The organism is Bartonella sp. TT121SHDZB (assembly GCF_042193415.1).
Lineage (GTDB): Bacteria > Pseudomonadota > Alphaproteobacteria > Rhizobiales > Rhizobiaceae > Bartonella.
Genome location: NZ_JBHILR010000003.1, coordinates 1 through 23,570, shown reverse-complemented (window position 1 = coordinate 23,570; position 23,570 = coordinate 1). Strand labels below are relative to the sequence as shown.

20 protein-coding genes, 3 tRNA genes and 2 pseudogenes are annotated in these 23,570 nt (G+C 38.1%); 2 read left to right on the top strand and 23 right to left on the bottom strand.

The genetic code is table 11. The features are described 5' to 3' along the window. Nucleotide 1: 1 nt before the first annotated feature. The 21 genes and pseudogenes from ACFIKI_RS02575 to ACFIKI_RS02475 form a co-directional block, all read right to left on the bottom strand. Nucleotides 2–289, bottom strand: a complete 288-nt coding sequence (locus ACFIKI_RS02575) for a succinate dehydrogenase assembly factor 2 (RefSeq protein ID WP_375629793.1) — start codon at nucleotides 287–289, stop codon at nucleotides 2–4. A gap of 65 nt (nucleotides 290–354) precedes the next feature. Beyond that, a complete protein-coding gene (locus ACFIKI_RS02570; RefSeq protein ID WP_375611886.1) occupies nucleotides 355–1,035 on the bottom strand; it encodes an ABC transporter ATP-binding protein in 681 nt (226 codons plus the stop codon). Further along, nucleotides 1,035–2,303 carry a lipoprotein-releasing ABC transporter permease subunit gene (locus tag ACFIKI_RS02565; protein WP_375623263.1) on the bottom strand — a complete coding sequence of 423 codons (1,269 nt, stop codon included), beginning with the start codon at nucleotides 2,301–2,303 and terminating at the stop codon, nucleotides 1,035–1,037. The genes ACFIKI_RS02570 and ACFIKI_RS02565 overlap by 1 nt, the downstream gene beginning before the upstream one ends. A gap of 11 nt (nucleotides 2,304–2,314) precedes the next feature. Beyond that, entirely contained in the window at nucleotides 2,315–3,640 is a 1,326-nt protein-coding gene (gene proS / locus ACFIKI_RS02560) for a proline--tRNA ligase (protein WP_375665547.1), read from the bottom strand. Between the two features lie 203 nt (nucleotides 3,641–3,843). Next, complete coding sequence (locus ACFIKI_RS02555; protein WP_375665545.1) at nucleotides 3,844–5,520, bottom strand: ribonuclease J; 1,677 nt, start codon at nucleotides 5,518–5,520, stop codon at nucleotides 3,844–3,846. A 45-nt stretch (nucleotides 5,521–5,565) separates the two neighbouring features. Next, nucleotides 5,566–6,375 carry a biotin--[acetyl-CoA-carboxylase] ligase gene (locus ACFIKI_RS02550; RefSeq protein WP_375665544.1) on the bottom strand — a complete coding sequence of 270 codons (810 nt, stop codon included), beginning with the start codon at nucleotides 6,373–6,375 and terminating at the stop codon, nucleotides 5,566–5,568. Further along, on the bottom strand, nucleotides 6,375–7,829 hold the full coding sequence (nuoN, locus tag ACFIKI_RS02545) for an NADH-quinone oxidoreductase subunit NuoN (protein ID WP_375665542.1): 1,455 nt from the start codon (nucleotides 7,827–7,829) through the stop codon (nucleotides 6,375–6,377). Before nuoN ends, ACFIKI_RS02550 begins: the two co-directional genes overlap by 1 nt. Before the next feature lie 17 nt (nucleotides 7,830–7,846). Beyond that, complete coding sequence (locus ACFIKI_RS02540) at nucleotides 7,847–9,316, bottom strand: NADH-quinone oxidoreductase subunit M (protein ID WP_375665676.1); 1,470 nt, start codon at nucleotides 9,314–9,316, stop codon at nucleotides 7,847–7,849. Beyond that, nucleotides 9,313–11,280, bottom strand: a complete 1,968-nt coding sequence (nuoL, locus tag ACFIKI_RS02535; RefSeq protein WP_375665675.1) for an NADH-quinone oxidoreductase subunit L — start codon at nucleotides 11,278–11,280, stop codon at nucleotides 9,313–9,315. Before nuoL ends, ACFIKI_RS02540 begins: the two co-directional genes overlap by 4 nt. A gap of 6 nt (nucleotides 11,281–11,286) precedes the next feature. Continuing rightward, on the bottom strand, nucleotides 11,287–11,595 hold the full coding sequence (gene nuoK, locus ACFIKI_RS02530) for an NADH-quinone oxidoreductase subunit NuoK (RefSeq protein ID WP_273791275.1): 309 nt from the start codon (nucleotides 11,593–11,595) through the stop codon (nucleotides 11,287–11,289). 14 nt (nucleotides 11,596–11,609) lie between these two features. After that, nucleotides 11,610–12,230, bottom strand: a complete 621-nt coding sequence (locus tag ACFIKI_RS02525) for an NADH-quinone oxidoreductase subunit J (RefSeq protein WP_375665541.1) — start codon at nucleotides 12,228–12,230, stop codon at nucleotides 11,610–11,612. A 96-nt stretch (nucleotides 12,231–12,326) separates the two neighbouring features. Continuing rightward, nucleotides 12,327–12,818 carry an NADH-quinone oxidoreductase subunit NuoI gene (gene nuoI / locus ACFIKI_RS02520; RefSeq protein WP_273723184.1) on the bottom strand — a complete coding sequence of 164 codons (492 nt, stop codon included), beginning with the start codon at nucleotides 12,816–12,818 and terminating at the stop codon, nucleotides 12,327–12,329. Nucleotides 12,819–12,832: 14 nt separating this feature from the next. Beyond that, nucleotides 12,833–13,879 (bottom strand): NADH-quinone oxidoreductase subunit NuoH, encoded by a 1,047-nt coding sequence (gene nuoH / locus ACFIKI_RS02515; protein WP_375665674.1) that lies wholly within the window; start codon nucleotides 13,877–13,879, stop codon nucleotides 12,833–12,835. A gap of 22 nt (nucleotides 13,880–13,901) precedes the next feature. Then, nucleotides 13,902–15,971, bottom strand: a complete 2,070-nt coding sequence (gene nuoG, locus ACFIKI_RS02510) for an NADH-quinone oxidoreductase subunit NuoG (protein WP_375665540.1) — start codon at nucleotides 15,969–15,971, stop codon at nucleotides 13,902–13,904. Nucleotides 15,972–16,039: 68 nt separating this feature from the next. Then, the gene (gene nuoF / locus ACFIKI_RS02505; protein WP_375623280.1) at nucleotides 16,040–17,344 is read right to left on the bottom strand and encodes an NADH-quinone oxidoreductase subunit NuoF; all 1,305 of its coding nucleotides are present in this window, start codon (nucleotides 17,342–17,344) and stop codon (nucleotides 16,040–16,042) included. Nucleotides 17,345–17,490: 146 nt separating this feature from the next. Further along, nucleotides 17,491–18,163 (bottom strand): annotated as a pseudogene (nuoE, locus tag ACFIKI_RS02500) (NADH-quinone oxidoreductase subunit NuoE). After that, nucleotides 18,163–19,353 carry an NADH-quinone oxidoreductase subunit D gene (locus ACFIKI_RS02495; RefSeq protein WP_375646055.1) on the bottom strand — a complete coding sequence of 397 codons (1,191 nt, stop codon included), beginning with the start codon at nucleotides 19,351–19,353 and terminating at the stop codon, nucleotides 18,163–18,165. The pseudogene nuoE and the gene ACFIKI_RS02495 overlap by 1 nt, the downstream one beginning before the upstream one ends. Nucleotides 19,354–19,473: 120 nt before the next feature. Continuing rightward, nucleotides 19,474–20,082, bottom strand: a complete 609-nt coding sequence (locus ACFIKI_RS02490) for an NADH-quinone oxidoreductase subunit C (protein ID WP_375665673.1) — start codon at nucleotides 20,080–20,082, stop codon at nucleotides 19,474–19,476. A 17-nt stretch (nucleotides 20,083–20,099) separates the two neighbouring features. Next, nucleotides 20,100–20,681, bottom strand: a complete 582-nt coding sequence (locus tag ACFIKI_RS02485; RefSeq protein ID WP_039758600.1) for an NADH-quinone oxidoreductase subunit B family protein — start codon at nucleotides 20,679–20,681, stop codon at nucleotides 20,100–20,102. Then, on the bottom strand, nucleotides 20,672–21,037 hold the full coding sequence (locus ACFIKI_RS02480) for an NADH-quinone oxidoreductase subunit A (RefSeq protein WP_375665539.1): 366 nt from the start codon (nucleotides 21,035–21,037) through the stop codon (nucleotides 20,672–20,674). The genes ACFIKI_RS02485 and ACFIKI_RS02480 overlap by 10 nt, the downstream gene beginning before the upstream one ends. Before the next feature lie 302 nt (nucleotides 21,038–21,339). Continuing rightward, a tRNA-Asp gene (locus tag ACFIKI_RS02475) sits at nucleotides 21,340–21,416 on the bottom strand. Nucleotides 21,417–21,589: 173 nt separating this feature from the next. Between ACFIKI_RS02475 and ACFIKI_RS02470 the strand changes: the two genes are divergently transcribed. Next, nucleotides 21,590–21,665, top strand: a tRNA-Val gene (locus ACFIKI_RS02470). A gap of 569 nt (nucleotides 21,666–22,234) precedes the next feature. Beyond that, nucleotides 22,235–22,324, top strand: a tRNA-Ser gene (locus ACFIKI_RS02465). A 193-nt stretch (nucleotides 22,325–22,517) separates the two neighbouring features. On the opposite strand, the gene ACFIKI_RS02460 is transcribed toward ACFIKI_RS02465, so the two are convergent. Together ACFIKI_RS02460 and ACFIKI_RS02455 are read right to left on the bottom strand one after the other, a co-directional pair. Continuing rightward, nucleotides 22,518–23,336 (bottom strand): DNA adenine methylase, encoded by an 819-nt coding sequence (locus tag ACFIKI_RS02460; RefSeq protein WP_375665538.1) that lies wholly within the window; start codon nucleotides 23,334–23,336, stop codon nucleotides 22,518–22,520. A 141-nt stretch (nucleotides 23,337–23,477) separates the two neighbouring features. Further along, a pseudogene (locus ACFIKI_RS02455) lies at nucleotides 23,478–23,570 on the bottom strand (late control protein); the annotation flags it as partial.

The following is a 23,570-nucleotide window of genomic DNA, read 5'->3' as shown; positions in this document are numbered from 1 at the left end:
ATCAATAACTTAAGCAAAAACGATAATTAGCAATATCACGAAAAAGTGGACTATCAACTTCAGAGGGGGGTGAAATTTCTCCAGTCATCCATGTGAGTAAATCACGGTCGTCAAAAGACATAATATACTCAAGCTCAGAGAGCGTTTTATCATTCATCTCAGTAATATGAGCATCAACATAATGCCCAAAAATGAGATCCATTTCACGAATACCGCGATGCCATGCACGAAAAATCAACCGGCGACGACGCGCATCTAATTGATTTTTGTCAACGACAAAAACTGTCATAAAAAATCTCCTTGAATAAAGTAATATAAACTATTCAATTAGTCGTATAAAATTTGTACCTTGCTTTAAGGAAGTTCTATAATCTTTTGTTCTTTAAGTGTAATTCGACGATGCATTTGCTTAGCCAAAGCGTAATTATGTGTTGCAATAAGAGCAGAAAGACCAGACTGACGAACAAGGATAGATAAAGCTTGAAAAACATAAGCTGAAGTTACGGGATCAAGATTTCCTGTAGGTTCATCAGCCAAAAGAACTGAAGGGCCATTTGCGACTGCACGTGCAATAGCAACACGTTGTTGTTCTCCTCCCGATAACTCTGAGGGACGATGGTTCGCACGATGAGAAATACGCAGATACGTTAATAATTTGCGCGCACGATCTTCTGCTATGGATTTTTTTAATCCTGCTATCATTTGCGGTATCATAACATTTTCTAACGCCGTAAACTCTGGAAGTAAATGATGAAATTGATAAACAAAACCAATATCATTTCGTCTTATAGCTGTTCGCTCACTATCAGAACGCTTTGCACAAGAAACACCTCGTAACATCACATCACCAGCGGTTGGTTTTTCTAATAATCCAGCAATATGAAGAAGTGTTGATTTTCCAGCACCAGATGGTGCAACAAGTGCAACAAGCTCTCCACGATTAAGAGTAAAATTCGCTTTATCTAAAACAATGAGCGGCTTATGACCCTCGAAAAAGCGTCTTTCAATCTCTACAAGCTCTAAAATAGCTGTCATTATTCATACCTCAAAGCTTGTACGGGATCTAGCTTAGCAGCACGCCATGCCGGAATGAGAGCAGCAAGAAATGACAAGAATAAAGCCATCACAGCAACCAAGACGGTCTGTTTCCACTCAATTTGTGCAGGCAATTTTGTTAAAAAATAAAGTTGAGGATTAAAAACGTCGACATTAAATAACCAAGAGATAAAGTCTTGGATATGATTAATATTCGCGGTCGCGATAACACCTAAAATTAAGCCCAATATCGTTCCAATAAAACCAATCATCATTCCTGTAATGATAAATATACGCAAAATCGCACTTTGTTGAGCACCCATCGTGCGTAAAATTGCAATATCATGACTTTTATCTTTTACAAGCATAATCAGTCCTGAAATAATATTTAAAGCAGCAACAAGAACGATCAGAGAAAGAATGAAAAACATAACATTTCGTTCAATCTGTAAAGCTGAAAAAAAAGCCTGATTACGTGTACGCCAATCAATTAAATAAACCTGTTGATCAACTGCTTTTTCTACAACGGGTTTTATTTGATCAACTGCATCAGGATCATTTAAAAATAACTCTAAAGACTGAACCTTATCGCCTAAATTAAAAAACATTTGTGCTTCATGAAGAGGCATAAAGACAAATATTGAATCGTATTCAGACATACCAACTTCAAAAATAGCAACGACTTTATAAGCTTTCACTCGTGGCGTAACGCCAAAAGGAGTCTCATCACCATCTGGAGTAATGATACGAATATCTCTTCCAACTGTTAATCCTAATTTTTCTGCTAAGCCACTTCCAATTGCAACACCTTCTTCTTGATCAAACCGAGAAATCGATCCTAATTTAATATTTTGAGAGACTGTTTTAAGCTTATCTAGATCTTGTTTGCGCATACCACGAACTAACGCGCCAGAGCCACCTTGAACTTCACCTTGAACAAGTGCTTGACCTTCAATAACAGGCAAAGCAAACTTCACGCCATTTGTAGTTTCTAAAGAAGAAATAAGAGTCTTATAATCAGCAAAACCAGAATCAACTGTTTGAATAATAAGATGCCCATTCATACCAAGAATACGATTGAGAAGTTCTGTACGAAAGCCATTCATCACCGCCATAACAACGACCAGAGCAAATACGCCCAACATAATCCCAATAAGAGAAATAATTGAAATAACAGAGGCAACGACATGTTTTTTATTGGGAATCATATAACGAAAAGCGATCATCCACTCATAAGATGAAAAACCTTTATTTTTCAGCCTCTTCATAACATTTCCTATTAAATTATAGAAAGTTGGCTGAGCACATCTTCAACCTTTAGAGATTTTTTTATTCCTGTTTTTCGATCTTTAATTTCAACTTCATTTTGTGCAATGCTGTTAGGACCAACAATGATTTGCGTTGGCAAACCAATCAAATCCATTGTTGCAAATTTTGATCCAGGGCGTTCATTTCTATCATCTAATAACGGATCAAAACCAACCTTCTTTAATCCCTGATAGAGAAACTCACATGCCTGTGTGCATTTTTCATCATCGGGCTTCATATTGATAATCCCAAAATCAAACGGTGCCATCGACTTGGGCCAAATAATACCATTTTCATCATGAGAAGCCTCAATAGCGGCCGCAACAAGACGCGAAGGTCCAATACCATAAGATCCCATAGAGACCACATGCTCTTTTCCATCTTGTCCCATAACTTTTGCTTCCATTGGAGCAGAATATTTAGTACCAAAGTGGAAAATATGCCCTACTTCAATACCACGCGCTGAAAGACGATTATGATCAGAAACTTTAGCCCACTCCTCTTCATTATGCATTTCTTCCGTTGCTGCATAAAAAGATGTCCATTGCTTAACAATATCATCTAAAACAGCTTTATCACTAAAATCGATTGAACTATCTGGAACGGTAAGTTCAAGAAATTGTTTATCACAGAAGATAGCACTCTCTCCTGTTTCAGCCAAAATGATAAATTCATGACTGAGTTCCCCCCCTATTGGACCTGTATCTGCACGCATAGGAATTGCTTTTAAGCCAAGGCGAGAAAAAGTGCGTAAATAAGCAACAAACATACGATTATAAGATGTTTTAGAGCCCTCATAATCAAGATCAAAAGAATAAGCATCTTTCATTAAAAATTCTCGTGCTCGCATCACACCAAAACGTGGACGAATTTCATCACGAAATTTCCATTGAATATGATACAAATTAAGCGGAAGATCTTTATAAGAACGAACATATGAGCGAAAAATATCTGTTACCATCTCTTCATTGGTTGGACCATAAAGTAAATCACGCTTTTGACGATCTTTAATGCGGAGCATTTCCAAACCATAATCATCATAACGACCGCTTTCACGCCAAAGATCAGCAGACTGAATTGTAGGCATCAATATTTCTATTGCACCCGCACGTTCTTGCTCTTCACGAATAATTTTACAAACTTTATCAAGCACTTTTTTTCCCAAAGGAAGCCAAGAATAAATCCCTGATGTTTGTTGTCGAATCATTCCAGCGCGCAACATGAAGCGATGAGAAACAATTTCTGCTTCTTTAGGATTCTCTTTTAAAAGTGGAAGGAAATATTGAGAAAGACGCATTGAAATAATTAACTCCTAATCAGACCTATCATATCGGAACAATTTATCACACCCTCTATTCATCTATAGCCGCATTCTGAATACTTGCAAATATAACGATCTTATCATTTAAAAATTTATTGTGCTTTATTCTCTATTTTTCTTATTTAGCAATAAAATAAAAATGCTCTTCTCTTTTTAAATAACGTAATAGGAAAGTTCTTTTATTTTGACCGATGTAAAAAAACTGTACAGATAGGTTTTTTTTGCCAAATTTCATGAACAGCCGCTCTTACTGCACGTCGTGTTGCCTCTCGAATAAGTTCATTATTTTTCTGTTTCATGCGTGGGATATTATAAACTGTATTTTCTACGATATCTAAAAGAATATCTTTTAAACTTTCCCCCTTTCCATTACTTTCAGGTAACCCGAATGTTGTTAGACCGATATCCCCTAATAATTCATGCTTACTATTTATATGGAGAGAAATAGTAACATGACCAGCATAACTTAGTTTGCGGCGTTCACGAATCCCTAATTCATCTTCATCTCCAATTAGGCAACCATCCTTATAGATGCGGCCAACAGGAACTTGATCAATAACTTCTACAGGCTCTGGTGCAAGACGTAACATATGGCCATTTCTGATATCTATAACAGTTTTAATACCTGCTTGACGTGCTAAAGTTGCCTGAGCCTTAAGATGCATTGCTTCCCCATGTACGGGGACAAGTATTTGTGGCTTTATCCAATCATACATCTGCAAAAGTTCTGAACGACGAGGATGGCCTGAAACATGAACAAGTGCATCTTCATTCGTAATAATTTTAATACCCAAATCAATGAAACGATTTTGTACCTCAATAATCGCTTTTTCATTTCCTGGAATACTTCGTGATGAATAAATAACGGTATCACCAGTGGAAAGTGCAATATTTTTCATTCCATCACGTGACAGTTTAGCCAAAGCAGCACATGGCTCACCTTGGCTCCCTGTGACAATTAAAACAAGATCTTTTCGCGAGATGTAGCCATAATCATCTTCCGTCACAAATGGTGCTAAACCATTCATATAACCAAGCTCTTGTGCAACCATAATACTTCGCTTAAGGGAACGCCCAATGACGAGTACCTTACGCCCAGAAGCTTCAGCGGCAAGAGCAATAGAACGTATCCGACCAATATTAGAAGCAAAAGTCGCTATCGCAACGCGCCCTTCAGCTTTTAAAATAATCTCAGAAAGACTGGTTTGAACCTGCTGCTCTGATGGAGATATACCATCCCGACACGCATTTGTGGAATCACAAAGTAATGCTAAAACACCTTTTTTGCCTAAAGCACGAAACCTTTTTTCATCGGTTAGAGCCCCGAGTGAAGGGGTATGATCAATTTTCCAATCACCCGTATGGATTACGGTCCCTAAAGACGTTGTAATTGCCAAAGAGACAGATTCTGGTATTGAATGGTTAACGGCTATAGCCTCTACAGCAAAGGAACCTACCTGAAAACAATCACCAGCTTGAAAAATATTACATGAAATTTTATGAAATTCAAAATCTGCTTGCCTTTTACTTTCTAATAATCCTGCCGTAAAAGGCGTACAGTAAATTGGAACTTGTAACTTTGGCCATAAATCAAGAACGGCTCCATAATGATCTTCATGTGCATGTGTTAAAACAAGACCCCGTATATTATGTTTTTCACTTTCTAGAAAACGAATATCAGGCAAAACAAGATCGACACCTGGTAATTCAAAACCAGCAAAACTAACTCCCATATCAACAAGCAGCCACTCACGAAGATTTTGGGGACCAAATCCATAAGCAGCGAGATTCATCCCTATTTCACCTACACCTCCTAAAGGTAAAAAAACAAATTCATTCTTATTGGCTGCAACCATAAACATCTCCCAAATCATTAAGGTATCTGATGGTAAAATAATTTTTTAATAACGAACTGTATTAACAGAATCAGCCGAACCAAAATGAACATCCCCAGCTGTTATAATGGCTGTCTGACCGTCTTTTTGCTTTATGATGCAGTTAAAATCACTATCAAGACCATCAAAAATACCCTCAATGATTTTTTCATCATTCACCACTTTGACATGTTTCCCAAGGTGAGCGGAATATAAAAGCCATTTTTTTCGGATTATTTCACATCCTCCTAATTGTTTCCAAAGAAGGTAATTTTTAGAAAAACACTCCGTCAAAACCGTAAATAACTGTTCTGCATCAATATGCAAACCGATATTCTTTAAGCTTGAAGTGGAATAAGGTGCATCTTCATAATTATATTTCACATTTATTCCAATACCAATAACCAAGGCATATTGTTGTGATGATAATTGTAAAATCTCAAGCAAAACTCCAGAGCTTTTTTCTCCTCTGAGCAAAATATCGTTTGGCCATTTTAAGCTCACAATATTGTTTGTCTGCTTTTCCTCTTTTATCAATTGTTTTATTGCCTCTGCCACACTTACTCCAGCAACAAAACCAAGTTGAGCCGCAGTTTGATGAACAATACCATCAATTAATAAAAGACTAGAATAAAGGTTCCCTTTTGGACTAGACCAAGTCCTCCCTCTTCTCGCTCTTCCCTGTGATTGTTCTTGTGCAACAATCCAAAGATTACCTTGATGACCAGTTTGCGCTTTTCGTTGTGCAATGAGATTTGTTGAATCAACACTATCGTACGCTTCAACAGTATATCCCTGTTTTTGTGCAAAATCTGATAAAGTATAAACCATATTCATTAAAACAATGCTGCCGCTGCTTTTTCTGCTAACTCAACGAACCAAACCCCAAAAAGCGCGTAAAATAAAATAAAGAATGCAGAAAGACCAAGACAAAATTGAAGCTCTTTCGATAAAGCAACAAAATGCACTTTTGCATCATCAAACCACATAATTTTAATGACTCGTAAATAGTAAAAAGCTCCAACGACAGATGCTATCATCCCAACGACTGCAAGTGACGTCAGACCAGCATGGACAGCAGCAGAAAATGTATACCACTTCCCAAAAAAACCAGCCATAGGTGGTATACTGGCTAAAGAGAAAAGCTGTATTGTCATAACAATAGCCATAAACGGATTTGTCTTTGCTAACCCTGAAAGATCGTAAATATTTTCAACATTGCCATTCTGAGAGCGCATTCCAAGAATAAAAGCAAATGAGCCAATCGTCATTCCAAGATAAATCGTCATATAAAGAATAACACTTTTTATTCCTAGCATATCTCCAGCAGATAAACCAACAAGTGCATAGCCCATATGACTGATCGACGAATAAGCCATTAAGCGCTTAATATTATTTTGACCAATTGCAGCAAATGCACCAAGTATCATTGATGCAATCGCCATGAAGACCAAAATTTGTTGCCATGCAGGCATCACGTTATCAACATGCCCTAGAGGAATAAAGGTCATCACAATAATACGGATGATTAAAGCCATTGCTGCAACTTTAGGGGCACCAGCAAAAAATGCTGTAATCGGTGTTGGTGCTCCTTCATAAACATCCGGTGTCCACATATGAAATGGAACAGCAGAAATTTTGAAAGCCAAACCAGCTAAAATAAAGACAATTCCAAAAATGACCCCCAATTGTACATTTTTACCTTTTAAAGCAAGAGCAATTTCGTGAAAACCAATTTGACCGGTAAAACCATAAAGTAAAGAAATACCATAAAGCAGCAACCCTGAAGATAATGCTCCTAAAACAAAGTATTTTATACCAGCTTCAGAAGATTTTACATTATTACGATTAATCGCTGCTAAAACATATAAAGCTAAAGATTGCAGTTCTAAGCCCATATAAAGCGACAGCATATTACCCGCTGAAATCATAAACATCATTCCAAGAGTTGCGAAAAGAACAAGCACTGGAAATTCAAATATATCCAACTTTTGTGCATTTGCAAAACTAACAGACATGATAAGAGAAAAGAGTGCACCAATAAGCATTAAAATTTTCATATAACGACTAAAGGAATCGATAACGAGCGCATTGGTTTGAAATGAACCATTTTTCGGAAAAACTATAAGGATAATAATGGTTGCCACAAGAAGTGCTATGGTTAAACCTGTCACTGTTAAAGAAGCACGTGTATTGGAATAAACACCAATCATAAGCAGCACGACAGCTCCTAATGCAATTAAAAGCTCTGGAAGAATTAAGACTAATTGCGCTATTATTTCAGTTTGCATGTGCATTCTTCCCTTATCTAGTGCAGTTTATGGATGAGGGTTTCTACGGAAAACGCCATTGCCTTAAGAATAGGCGTTGGATAGATACCAAAGAATATTGTAAGAATAACCATTGGATAAAGGAGGAATTTTTCTCTTAAAGAAAGATCTATTAATACTTTTAAATTCTCTTTATCCAAGGAACCAAAAACCACACGCCGATAAAGATAAAGGGCATAGGCTGCCGATAAAATAACACCCGTTGTTGCTAAAACAACAACCAATTTATTTACTTGAAAAACACCTATTAAGGTTAAAAATTCACCCAAAAACCCTGAACTCCCGGGTAAACCAACATTCGCCATAGTGAAGATCAAAAAAACAACAGCATATTTGGGCATGTTATTCACTAAACCACCAAAAGCTGCAATTTCACGTGTATGCAAACGATCATAGATAACCCCAACACAAAGAAATAAAGCTGCTGAAACAATTCCATGTGAGAGCATCTGATAAATAGCCCCTTGTATCCCTTGCTCATTCGCAGCAAAAATGCCCATTGTCACATACCCCATATGCGCTATTGAAGAATAAGCAATAAGTTTTTTGATGTCACTTTGAACAAGTGCAACCAACGACGTATAAATAATAGCAATAAGCGATAATGTGAAAACCAAAGGTGCAAAATCTGCTGAAGCTATAGGAAACATTGGTAAAGAAAAACGAAGAAAACCATACCCACCTAATTTGAGTAAGACACCCGCTAAAATAACAGAACCCGCTGTCGGTGCTTCTACGTGAGCATCAGGAAGCCATGTATGAACTGGCCACATCGGCATTTTAACAGCAAAAGAAGCAAAAAATGCAAGCCATAACCATATTTGCATATGAGCAGGAAACTGATAATTTAGTAAAGTCGGTATATCAAGTGTTCCAGCCTCCCAGTACATAGCCATAAGAGCAACCAACATAAGCACTGAACCAAGTAAAGTGTATAAGAAAAACTTAATACTTGCATAAACACGACGTGCTCCACCCCACACACCGATAATGATAAACATTGGAATAAGGCTGCCTTCAAAAAAAACATAAAATAATATTGCGTCAAGAGCACAAAAGACTCCAATAATCGCAACTTCAAGAAGCAGAAAAGCAATCATATAGGCTTTTAATCTCTCTTTAACATTCACCCAACTTGCTAAAATACAAAAAGGCAAAAGAAAAGCCGAGAGAACAACAAAAAGAATAGAAATGCCATCAACCCCCATATGATAGCTAATACCATTCCCTAACCAATTGAACTTTTCAACCATTTGAAAATTTGGGTTGGCAGAATCAAATCCTATCCAAATAATTAAAGAAATAATAAAAACAAATATAGTCGTAAAAAATGCAACATTACGTATATTATTGCGCGCTGCTTCACTATCATCTTTGATAAATAAAATCAGAAGCACACCAACAAGCGGCAAAAATGTAACCGTAGAAAGAATAGGCCAATCGATCATTGGTTTACGCCCCCAATCATCATCCATGTAATGAGCAATGCAACACCTATAAGCATCGCAAATGCATAGTGATAAAGATAGCCTGTCTGTATTCGAACAACTCTATTTGTAATATCAACAACACGTGCTGCAATACCATTCGGACCTAGACCATCAATAATTTTACCGTCTCCTACTTTCCAAAGAAAAGAACCAATTCTAAAGGTAGGACGAACAAATAAAAAGTTATATAATTGATCGAAATACCATTTTTGGTAAAGAAAGTGATACACTCCTGGCATAATACGCGCCATTTTCTTAGGAAGAGAAGGAGCCACAATATAGAATAAATAGGCCAACATAAATCCAAGAACCATTGCTATAAAAGGCGACCATTTTACCCAATTAAAAACATGGTGGGCATCATGAAGAATATGATTATGGCTGCTTGTAAACAATGCTCCCTTCCAAAAAATATCGTATAAATCACCAAAAAAATAAGGTTGGAAAATAACACCAGCAAACATTGCTCCAATAGATAAAATAAAGAGAGGAATTAACATCACTGGAGGCGATTCGTGTACATGATGCATAACATCAACAGTTGCCCGCGGCTTACCATGAAATGTCATAAAGATAAGTCGCCATGAATAAAAGCTTGTTAATAAGGCTGCAAAAACCAGAAGATAAAAAGCATACCCTGAAGCAATATTATGGGATGCAAAAGCAGACTCTATAATCGCGTCTTTTGAGAAAAAACCAGCCGTCCCGAAAAATGTTCCTGGAATTCCAACACCGGTTAATGCAATCGTTCCTACCATCATCATCCAATAGGTGACTTTTATATGTTTGCGTAACCCGCCCATTTTTCGCATATCTTGTTCATCAGATACAGCATGAATGACAGAGCCCGCACCAAGAAACAATAAGGCTTTAAAAAAAGCATGCGTAAAAAGATGAAAGACAGCAGCGCCATAAGCTCCAACGCCTAATGCAACAAACATATAACCAAGTTGAGAGCATGTAGAATAAGCAATAACGCGCTTAATATCATTCTGCACCAACCCCACAGTTGCAGCAAAAAACGCCGTTGTTGCTCCAACAATAATAATCACGGTCAAAGCTAACGAAGAAAGTTCAAAAATTGGCGACATACGCGCAACCATAAAAACACCAGCCGTTACCATTGTGGCAGCATGAATAAGCGCTGATACAGGGGTTGGCCCTTCCATTGCATCAGGCAGCCAAGTATGTAAAAGAAATTGTGCAGATTTTCCCATTGCACCAATAAATAATAACAGACATGTAATGGTAATTGCCGTCTGCCCATCAAACTGCCAACCTAAAAATGTCATATTTTTTATAAAGCTATTGTTTGCAGCTTTTGCAAAAATAGAGGCAAAATCAACCGATTGGAACAAAACAAAAATACTAAAGATTCCTAAGAGAAAACCAAAATCTCCAACACGATTGACCACAAAAGCTTTCATTGCAGCCTTATTAGCAGAATCGCGCTGAAACCAAAAACCAATTAAGAGATAAGAAGCAAGTCCTACACCTTCCCATCCAAAAAACATTTGGATCAAATTATTGGAGGTCACCAACATAAGCATCATAAATGTAAACAAAGAAAGATAAGAAAAAAAACGGGACCTTGAAGGATCATGGTGCATATAACCAATTGAATAAATATGCACCAATGCCGAAACACTGTTTACAACAATAAGCATGACAGCTGTTAATGTATCAACATGTAAAGCCCAGTTAAAGCTTAAGTCACCAACAGTTATCCAATGTAATACCAATATATCAATCGCTGGAGTATCACCAAGTGCAATTCTGAAAAAGGCTACCCACGACAATATGGCAACAATCACCATAAAGCTACATGTTATCAATTCACTCGCACGATCTCCTATCGTTTTTCCACCTAATGCAGCAATGAGAAAACCCAAAAGAGGAAGAAATACAATCGTATAATACATCACTGGTTAGCCTTTCATTACATTAACATCTTCAACCGCAATGGAACCACGATTACGGAAAAAAACGACAAGAATTGCTAAACCAATGGCAGCTTCAGCAGCTGCTACAGTTAAGACAAATAAAGCGAATACCTGACCAACGAGATCATGAAGAAATGCTGAAAATGCAACAAAATTGAGATTAACTGAAAGCAATATAAGCTCAATGGACATCAAGATAATAATCACGTTTTTTCTGTTGAGAAAAATTCCAGCAATACCGATTGTAAACATCAAAGCAGAAACAGTGAGATAATGTGTAATATCAATATACATCTACATAGCCCCCCTTAAATACCTTTGCCTGATTCAACTTGTTTGATTTCAATGGCACTTTCTACCGTTCTAGAAACTTGTTCCGCAATAGATTGCCGCTTTACTCCTAATTTATGACGAAGTGTTAAAACAATAGCTCCAATCATTGCAACCAATAAAATCATTCCAGCAATTTGAAAATAGAAAACATAATCCGTATAGAGAATATCACCTAATGCTTGTGTATTTGTTCGCTGCGCTAAATCTGGCATAGGTTGCGCAACATGCGTTCTCAAGACTGGAGAAAAATAGCTACTCATAAAAACAACAATCAATTCTATAGCGATAATAATGCCAATAAGAGCTCCAATCGGAGCATACCGAAGAGTTCCACTCTTTAACTCAGCAAAATCAACATCAAGCATCATAACGACAAATAAAAATAAAACAGCGACAGCTCCAACATAAACAACAAGCAGAATAAGCCCCAAAAACTCTGCTCCTGCAAGTAAAAACAAAGCTGCTGCATTAAAAAATGCGAGGATTAAAAACAAAACAGAATGCACTGGATTGCGTGCTGTAATAACAATAACTGCACTTGTTAGCATAATAAAAGCAAACAAATAGAAAAATGCCGCCGCTAGATCTGTTAGCATAGGCTTCTCCTTAATTATTCAAACAATTGGTATAAACTCTTCATACCAGATTACAATTTATCGGAAAAATATCCGACACCTCATTTAACGATACACTTAACGATAAGGCGCATCCATCAATATATTTCGAGCAATTTCTCGCTCCCAGCGATCTCCATTCAATAAAAGCTTTTCTTTATCATAATAAAGTTCTTCACGTGTTTCCGTCGCAAACTCAAAATTTGGACCTTCGACAATAGCCTCAACCGGACAGGCTTCTTGACAAAAACCACAATAAATACATTTAACCATGTCTATATCATAACGGACAGTTCTACGTGTACCATCATTGCGCCGTGGTCCAGCTTCAATTGTAATTGCTTGAGCAGGACAAATCGCTTCACATAATTTACAAGCAATACACCGTTCTTCACCATTTGGATAGCGACGCAATGCGTGCTCACCGCGAAAACGCTGAGATACAAAACCTTTTTCATAAGGATAATTAATCGTGGGCTTTGGTGAAAAAAATTGACGCATAGCTAAGAAAAAAGCACTCACAAATTCCAATAGAAGAAGTGACTTTGCCGCCTGAATGAAACCTGACATCGTAAAATCTCCTCTTAAACGAAATCCGTAAACTTTAAAAAAGCAGCAGTTATCACAACCATTGCTAGTGAGAGAGGAAGAAAAACCTTCCAACCAAGCCGCATGAGCTGATCGTAGCGATAACGTGGAACAAATGCTTTAACCATAGCAAACCAAAAAAATACAAAACAGACTTTTAAAACAAACCAAATGATACCAGGAACCCAATTAAGCCACCAAACATCTAAGGGAGGAAGCCAACCGCCTAAAAATAAAATGGTTGTTAATGCGCACATTAAAACAATAGCAACATATTCACCAAGAAAGAAGAGCATGTAAGGTGTTGAAGAATATTCTACCATATGACCAGCAACAAGTTCAGATTCTGCTTCTACCAAATCGAATGGAGGACGGTTTGTCTCTGCAAGCGCAGAAATAAAAAATATAATAAACATTGGAAAAAGGACCAACCAATTCCAATCGAGAAAACTGTTAAAAGGAAGACCAAGAGTTGTACCAAAACCATGACTTTGTTTAAGAACAATTGTTGTAAGATCCAACGAACCACTCACTAAAATAACGGTCACAAGTACAAAACCAATGGAAACTTCATAAGAAACCATCTGTGCTGCCGAACGAAGAGCTCCTAAGAAAGGATATTTTGAATTTGATGCCCATCCCCCCATAATAACACCATAAACTTCAAGAGATGAAATGGCTAAAATATAAAGCAAGCCAACATTAATCTTCGCAACCTCCCAACCCTCATTGACAGGAATAACAGCCCAAGTTGATAAAGCTAGTGTCGCTGAAACAAAAGGAGCCAAAAGAAAAACACCCTTATTTGCACCTGCAGGGATAATAGGTTCTTTCACAACAAATTTAATTAAATCTGCAAAAGACTGTAGCAATCCCCATGGACCAACAACGTTTGGTCCACGACGCAATTGTACCGCAGCCCAAATCTTTCTATCTGCGTAAAGAAGATAAGCAACTAAGATCAAAAGAACGACTAAAAGAAGCAGTGTTTTTCCAACGATAATAAGTAATGGCAACAGCCAAGTCATAAAGAAATCATACATCATTATTCCTTTTCCTTTGCCCTTACTCTATAGTTTGCATAACACGGTTTTTTGCAAGAGACGAACATTCAGCCATAACGGCAGAAGCACGTGCTATCGGATTTGTCAAATAAAAGTCTTTAACCATAGAAGTAAATGTTTGACTCTCTAAAGAAACCATTTTTGAACCAAGCGCCTTAAGATCACTTATATCAGAAGGTAGTATATCATCAACGGCACAAAGATGTGGATAATCATTAAACAAGCATTGTCTTAATTGAGAAAGAGAATCAAAAGGAAGCCTTTGTCCTAAAATATCTGATAAAGCCCGCAAAATAGCCCAATCTTCTTTTGCTTCCCCTGGAGCAAAACCAGCCCGATTTGTCATTTGAACACGCCCTTCTGTATTCACATAAAGCCCTGATTTTTCAGTATAAGCAGATGCTGGCAAAATAACATCAGCAGCATGCGCACCATTATCACCATGGCTCCCAATATAAACTGTAAAAGCTTTTGTATCGGCTAATTCTACTTCATCAGCACCAAGTAAAAATAAAACTTCACAGGTTTTAAGTATATTGGCAACCCCAAGCTTAGAAGTAAAGCCTATGTCCAGTCCTCCAACAGTCGAAGCAGCATTATGAAGAACCCCAAATCCATTCCATGTCTCACTAAGAGCACCAATATCATCCGCTAATTTAGCAAGGTTTTTTAAAACAGATAAACCTTCATTTCCTGAAATTGCTCCCTCTCCAATAAGAATAAGGGGCCTCTTTGCTTCTTTTAAGACATTAAAAAAAACATTCTCTCCACGAATAAGTGTCGTTAATGTATCGCTATCAGATCCAAGATAAGAATAAGGATAACGTAAATCGACTTTTTCTCCAATTAATGCAATAGGAAAATTTCCCATCCGTTGACGCTTTAAAATACGCGCATTTAAAACAGCAGCTTCATGACGTGGATTAGATCCCACAATAAGCAGAGCATCAGCCTGTTCAATACCCGCAATTGTAGGATTAAAAATATAACTCGAACGCCCAAACTCAGGCGATAAAGCAACCCCTCTTTGACGACAATCAAAAAGCGTTGAACCCAACGAGCTCAGCAATGCTTTAAGGGCATACATTTCTTCAACAGAAGCAAGATCCCCCGCAATTGCTCCAATTTTTTCTGGCAAAATTTTAGAGATCACCATTTTAATTTTTGCAAAAGCTTCTGTCCAACTGGTAGGTTGAAGTCTTCCGTCTTTACGTACATAGGGTCTATCAAGCCGCTGAGTCCGTAATCCATCCCAAATAAAACGCGTTTTATCAGAAATCCATTCCTCATTTACATCTTCATTCGTACGCGGCATAATCCGCATAACTTCACGACCGCGGCTATCAATACGGATAGCACTACCAAGTGCATCCATCACATCAATCGATTCCGTTTTGACCAATTCCCACGGACGGGCATGAAACGCATAAGGTTTTGAAGTTAAAGCTCCCACTGGACAAAGATCAATAACATTTCCCTGTAATTCAGATGTCATAGATTTTTCAAGATACGTCGTAATTTCAGCATCTTCACCACGACCGATCAAACCAAGCTCAGAAACACCTGCAACTTCCGTTGTAAAACGAACACACCGTGTACAATGAATACAACGTGTCATAACAGTTTTGACAAGTGGTCCAATATATTTATCTTCTACGGCACGTTTATTTTCTGTATAACGAGAACAATCTCGTCCATAAAGCATTGCTTGATCTTGAAGATCACACTCTCCCCCTTGATCACACACTGGACAATCCAAAGGATGATTAATGAGAAGAAATTCCATAACACCTTCACGTGCTTTTTTTACCATCGGTGTATTGGTAAAAATCTCAGGTGCCTCACCGTTAGGCCCTAATCGTAAATCACGAACCCCCATAGCACAAGAAGCCTGAGGTTTTGGAGGACCGCCCTTAACCTCAACCAAACACATACGACAATTTCCAGCAATTGACAAAGATTCATGAAAACAAAAACGTGGAACTTCTGCCCCAGCTGCCTCAGCAGCCTGAAGCAGCGTATAGTAATCAGGAACTTCAATCTCTTTGCCATCAACTTTGATATTTATCATCACCCATCCAACCTGCGGATAACCCACTTTAAATTTGCATTCGGTTGCTCTTAGAACAAAATCCTTTATTAAACTGCTTCTAAAGCAATATTTTTGCTTTGGACTACATTTCGCGTGTATTCATCAATTCTACGCTCGATTTCCGGACGAAAATTACGTATCAACCCCTGTACAGGCCATGCTGCAGCATCACCAAGCGCACAAATAGTGTGTCCTTCAACCTGTTTAGACACTTCAAACAAAAGATCAATCTCGCGTTTTTGCGCTCTTCCCTCAACCATACGCCCTAAAAGACGCATCATCCACCCCGTCCCCTCACGACACGGTGTACACTGACCACAACTCTCGTGCTTGAAAAAAGCAGCTATACGCCAAATTGCCTTGATAATATCGGTTGATTTATCCATAACAATCATTCCCCCTGTGCCAAAAGAAGACCCGACATCTCTCATCCCATCAAAATCCATGATCGCATCGATCATATCCTCACCACGAACGACTGGACAAGAAGCCCCCCCTGGAATAACTGCTAAAAGATTATTCCATCCACCACGAATCCCCCCCGTATGTTTTTCAATTAATTCACGGAATGAAATACCAAGAGCGTCTTCAAATGTACAAGGTGCATTAACATGCCCTGAAACCATAAATAATTTCGTTCCAACATTATTTGCTCGTCCGATTGATGAAAACCACGAAGCACCCCGTCGCAAAATCGTTGGAACAACGGCAATAGACTCTACATTATTTACTGTTGTTGGACAGCCATAAACCCCCATATTGGCAGGAAATGGTGGCTTAAGCCGAGGTTGTCCCTTTTTTCCTTCAAGACTTTCAAGAAGAGCCGTTTCTTCACCACAAATATAAGCACCAGCTCCATGATGAATAACAATATCACAAGCATGCCCATATTTCGTTTTTTTGCCAAGTAAACCCGCATCATAGCACTCATCAACGGCAGCTTGAAGTGCTTCACGTTCACGAATATATTCACCACGAATATAAATAAAAGCAACATTGGCTCCCATAGCAAAAGTAGCGATTGCACATCCTTCAATCAAAGTATGGGGGTCATGACGTAAAATATCACGGTCTTTACAAGTTCCAGGTTCAGATTCATCGGCATTGACAACCAAATAATGAGGACGCCCATCATTCTGCTTTGGCATAAAGGACCACTTCATTCCAGTAGGAAAACCAGCACCACCACGACCGCGTAAACCCGATGCCTTCACTTCGTCAATGATCCAATCACGACCTTTGTCAATCATCTCTTTCAGACCATTCCAATGCCCACGCAACATCGCAGCCTTTAATGATTTGTCTTTTAAGCCATAAATATTGGTGAAGATACGATCTTTATCAGCTAGCATACCCCACCTTTTTTTCTATTACCCATAGCATTTTCCGCTTTTCCTCAAATGCAATTTTTAAATATCTTTTCAAGACTTCTTACTTTTTGTTAAATGTTGCCATCATGGGTAGAATAATGAAATATTTTTTCAAGAAAAATACTTAATTATGTTCCCATTCTTTCCTTATCCTTTTTTGGTGAAGACTTGAGAGATCTTTTTTGCTTTCTCATCATCAATAAGAGAAGTTAAACCACTAATCGGTTCCGACGATTTACGACTATTTTGCGGACCAACCGCTATCTCAGAACCCTTACCTGCTTCAAATGCATCAATAATTTCTTCAAGCCGTTCAGCCGTAAGATCTTCATAAGTATCTTTAAAAATCATAACCATAGGAGCATTAACACAAGCACCAAGACACTCCACCTCTTCCCATGATAAGGTTCCATCCTGATTGGTCGCAAAAGGTTCATGATGAATCTTTTTCTGACAAACTTTAATCAATTCATCAGAACCACGTAACATACAAGGCGTTGTACCACAAACTTGAATATGCGCTTTTGTTCCAACAGGCTTAAGCTGAAACTGAGTATAAAAAGTAGCAACTTCCAGAACACGAATATAAGCCATGGAAAGAATCTGAGCAATATGCTCAATCGCAGCACGTGTCACCCAACCATCTTGTTCTTGAGCACGCATTAATAATGGAATTACAGCCGATTGCTCACGCCCGACAGGATATTTTTTTATAGTATTTTTTACCCATATCTGATTTTCTTTTGTAAAAGAAAACTCAGCAGGCTGATAAACATCATCTGCAAGACGGCGTACGGACATTAGCGATCAACCTCCCCAAAAACAATATCAATCGAACCCAAAATAGCTGTAGCATCCGCCAACATATGACCTCTGGTTAAAAAATCCATAGCTTGGAGATGAGCAAACCCAGGAGCACGCAACTTGACACGATAAGGCTTATTGGTTCCATCAGAAACAAGATAAACACCAAACTCACCCTTCGGAGCTTCCACAGCAACATATACTTCTCCAGGAGGTGTATGAAAACCTTCCGTATAGAGTTTAAAGTGATGAATCAGTGCTTCCATCGAGCTTTTCATTTCGCTCCGTTTCGGTGGTACAATTTTGCGATCCAAGCTCGAAACTGGTCCATTTTTTTCAGTACTCAGTAAACGTTCCACACATTGGCGCATAATTTTCGCTGATTGACGCATTTCTTCCATACGAATAAGATAGCGATCATAACAATCGCTATTTTTACCTATAGGAATATCGAATTCCATTTCATCGTAACATTCATAAGGCTGACTTTTACGCAAATCCCATGGAACACCAGCGCCACGAATCATAACCCCAGAAAAACCGCGTGCCCAAGCTTCATCAATACTTACAACGCCAATATCCACATTACGCTGCTTAAAAATCCGATTTGGGGTCACAAGCGCATCAAGTTTTCCGAGAGAAACAAGAAATGGATCAATAAAATCACCAATATCCTCAACTAAAGATTCTGGTAAATCTTGATGCACGCCACCAGGACGAAAATAATTTGCATGAAGACGAGCACCACAGGCACGCTCATAAAAAATCATCAATCTTTCACGTTGCTCAAATCCCCAAAGCGGTGGTGTTAAAGCACCAACATCCATTGCCTGTGTCGTTACATTAAGCAAATGATTAAGAATACGCCCAATTTCAGAAAACAAAACACGTATTAATTGCCCTCTTTTAGGAACTTTTATATCTAATAACTTTTCAATAGCAAGAACAAAAGCATGTTCCTGATTCATAGGAGCAACATAATCCAAACGATCTAGATAAGGACCAGCTTGGAGATACGTCTTTGTTTCCATTAATTTTTCAGTACCGCGGTGCAACAACCCAATATGTGGATCTACACGCTCAACAACTTCACCGTCCAGCTCCAGAACCATGCGCAAAACCCCATGCGCGGCAGGATGCTGCGGACCAAAATTGATATTAAAGTTTCGAACATTGACCTCAGCCACAATCAACCCCTTGCTTTTTAAAAAACTTCATATCAAATATCAAAAAATCTATCACGCTAAAAAATATTTAATTATTTAAGAAATACAGTACTCTAATATAATGCCTTATCAAAACCAATATTATTTTTTTTCATCTGCTTTTCCATCACGTGGCAAAGCATACTGTCCTCCTTCCCAAGGAGAAAGAAAATCAAAATTACGCATCTCTTGGCGCAAAACAACCGGCTCATAAATCACCCTCTTTGCTTCATTATCATAACGGCATTCAACAAATCCTGTCACTGGAAAGTCTTTGCGTAAAGGATATCCCTCAAACCCATAATCTGTTAAAATTCGTCTCAAATCCGGATGTCCTGAAAATAAAATCCCATACATATCATACGTTTCACGTTCATACCACTCTGCGCCAGGATAAACCGTACAAGCTGAAGCAACAGGAGTATTTTCATCTGTACGAACTTTTACACGTAAGCGTAAATTCTCGCGAGGAGATAACAATTGGTAAGAGACATCAAAGCGCTTATTGCGAGAAGGATAATCCACACCACTAATGTCTGTAAGATTAATAAATTGGCAGCGAGAATCATCACGAACAAACATTAAGACATCGGTAATTGCATCAAGACGCGCCACAATGGTCAATTCACCAAAAGCAAGAACGGTCTCTTCAAGCTTATTTCCTAACTTGTTTTCCAAATAAGCAGCAAGTTCAACCAATGATTCATCCATCATGACAAGAAAACTCTCTATCGCTCTATAGATCCCGTACGGCGAATTTTTTTCTGTAACAATAATATGCCGTATAATAATGCCTCTGCTGTAGGCGGACATCCTGGAACATAAATATCGACAGGCACGATACGATCACATCCCCGCACCACTGAATAGGAATAATGATAATACCCCCCACCGTTCGCACATGAGCCCATAGAAATCACATAACGTGGCTCTGGCATCTGATCGTACACTTTTCTTAAAGCAGGTGCCATTTTATTTGTTAGAGTACCTGCCACCACCATCACATCTGACTGACGGGGTGAAGCCCGTGGTGCATATCCAAAACGCTCATTATCATAATGAGGCATTGAGCATTGCATCATTTCGATAGCACAACAAGCCAAACCAAAACTCATCCACATTAAAGAACCGGTACGTGCCCAAGTAATCAAAGCATCTGCCGAGGTAACTAAAAACCCCTTATCTGATAATTCAGCATTGATATCACGAAAAAACTTATCATCAGATCCTATCAACTCTCCAGTATTGGGATCAATGATTCCTTTTGGCTTTGGAGCTGTAATCGTTGAATTATTAGATCTTAATTCCATTCAAGAGCTCCTTTTTTCCATTCATATATGAATCCAATAGTCAAAATTGCTAAAAACACAATCATCGACCAAAAGCCAAACATACCTATTGATTCGAATGAAACGGCCCAAGGAAAAAGAAAAGCAACTTCAAGATCAAAAATAATAAATAAAATTGATACCAAATAAAAACGAATATCAAACTTCATGCGCGCATCACTAAATGAATTAAACCCACATTCATAAGCCGATAATTTTTCAGGATCGGGGGAACGATATGCTACAATATAGGGTATAATCAACAAAACCCCAGCAATAACCGAAGAAACAAGAATAAAAATCAAGACCGGTAAATAAGAGCTCAATAAATAAGCCATAACCTCTTCCATCGTAACGAAATGCCTAAATCTAACACAATTACTCAATATTGTGAAATCAAACAGACAAACTTAAAACCGCTCTCTAATAATTCTATTCATACGGCTTCAAAAGCGTATAGAGCGATACTTTTCTCTTTGGCATAGGTAACGCAGAGCAGAGAAAGACGCAAGCCCTATTCTTATAAACCATATAAAAAGGAAGAAAAAACATATTTATCCCCCCTTAAACCAAATACTGCACCACTTAACTCACAATACATGGATATTTTAAAAAGGAAATTTCATAAGGAAACCTAAAATGGCGCGAGTGACGGGGCTCGAACCCGCGACCTCCGGCGTGACAGGCCAGCACTCTAACCAACTGAGCTACACCCGCGCACTTTTTTGAACCAAATTTATTTTGGTACAAGCGGTCGTGTAAGGGGTTCATTCGTTTATGTCAAGAAGGATTATGCATTTTTTAAAAAAATTATTAAATACCATCTTTATTCTTGCGTTTAGAAAGATTTTTCCTTAAAGAGGGTCCATTCAGTTGCTGATTATTGCATTGGGCGATTAGCTCAGCTGGTAGAGCGCCTCGTTTACACCGAGGATGTCGGGAGTTCGAGTCTCTCATCGCCCACCATATAACTTTATATTCCTATTAAGTATTAGTATTTCATATGTTTTTACTATGGATGTGTACAAAAGTTTGAGGAATAAGATTTTGCAACATGCCTCTCAATTATTGCGAATCAGAGTTTCTTTTCGGGGTGTTTTTTTGCCATACCTACTGTCCAAAGGATCTCAACTTCTAAAAAGCCAAAATCCTTATAAATCTTATGTAAAAAGATGAAATAATTCAAAAATACATGCCAACAAATAATTTAATATAATTTATCAAAAATTTTTTACTGAACACATCCTATATTTTTTGTCATTACAAAAAACATTATTAAAACTAAAAAATAAAAATATTGCTTTGTGAAAATCTTTTAAACAGGAAAATGAAATGATAAGTATCGTATTCATCTTTCATTTTCTCAGAAAGAATTATCATATTTAAAAATGAAACGATTAGGTAACACACTCAAAGAATTGACTTCTGAGGAATTATTTTAATTGAAACTTAAATAGTTTTACAAAAACACTATAGAAAGCGTATTAAAATGATTGACCTTTTGCAAGAAGTTTGTCAAAAAGCATATCCAGTTTGGAGGGGTGGCCGAGCGGTTTAAGGCACCGGTCTTGAAAACCGGCGTGCAGGAAACTGTACCGTGGGTTCGAATCCCACCCCCTCCGCCACAGCACTTTTATGGTGCTATAACTTTTTTGTAGCTTGTGTAGTTGTAGCTTGCCAGCAGGTTTTGTATATTTTGCCACTAGGTTTTGTACCAATTTATTTTTTTTCAAAGAGTTTTAAAGGTGTTCTCAAAGGGTCTTCAAAGGCCTTTCAAAGATCATTTAAAGCCCCTTTCGTGAATCGTTTTCTCTTTTCCTAATCACAATTGGTAATGATGAGCTCCTTACCAGCAATTGTGTTATTTAAAGAGTTACACGAATAAACTGTTTTCACATCTCTTATATGGAATTGACTGAAACTTTTTCGAACTTCTGGCACATCATTGAGAGACAAAAGAAACTTCCCTTTTAATTGCGAAAGAAGTGCAGACATCGTCTGATAATCTTCTCGCTTAAACAAATCCTTTCCATAATAATCCTCAACACCCCAATAAGGCGGGTCAAGATAAAATAAGGTGTTTGGTCGATCATAATGCATAATAAAATTAGACCAGTCTAAATGTTCAATGGTAACACTCGCTAAACGACGGTAAATAAGCTTTAATAAGCCTTCAAGTTTCAAAGGATTAAACTGTGCACTACGGTCTTTTTTAGCTCCAAACGTACGGTCGGCTACCTTCCCGCTAAAACTTAAACGCTGCAAATATAAAAACCGCAAAGCCCGTTCCAAATCCGTGAGGCTATTTGGATCTTGTGTACGTAATCGTTCAAACACCTCACGGCTACTGATCTGGAACTCCAATAGATCCATAAAAGGGTGATAATGGCGTTGTAACACCCGAAAAAAATTCACCACATCTCCTGAGAAATCATTGATGATTTCAACAGAGGGAATCAATTTTCGTCTAAAGAATATTCCCCCCATACCAACAAAAGGCTCCGCATAAATGCTATGTGGAATATCCTCGATCATTTTGACAATGGTTTTGGCTAACCTGACTTTGCCTCCAATATAAGCAGCAGCTGGTGTGATAGGATCAACAGATTTAAATATTTCTTTACAAAGTATATCCATTATTTTTTAACACTCTTCCATCTATATTCGCCGTCTTCTCATTGCTTTAAGTGAGAAGAAGTGGCTGCGATGTTGAGTTGAGTTGCATCGGACGGGTTGGTCGCTAAACTTCTCCCGTTGGCTGGGCAACCAGCCCAGCTTCTATTCTTTGTTGCTTTCTTTTCCCTTGTTTGGTGCCTCGAGTGTGATTTCTGTTGTGTATCCGCTTTGTTTTTCATAGCGGTGGGTGACGGT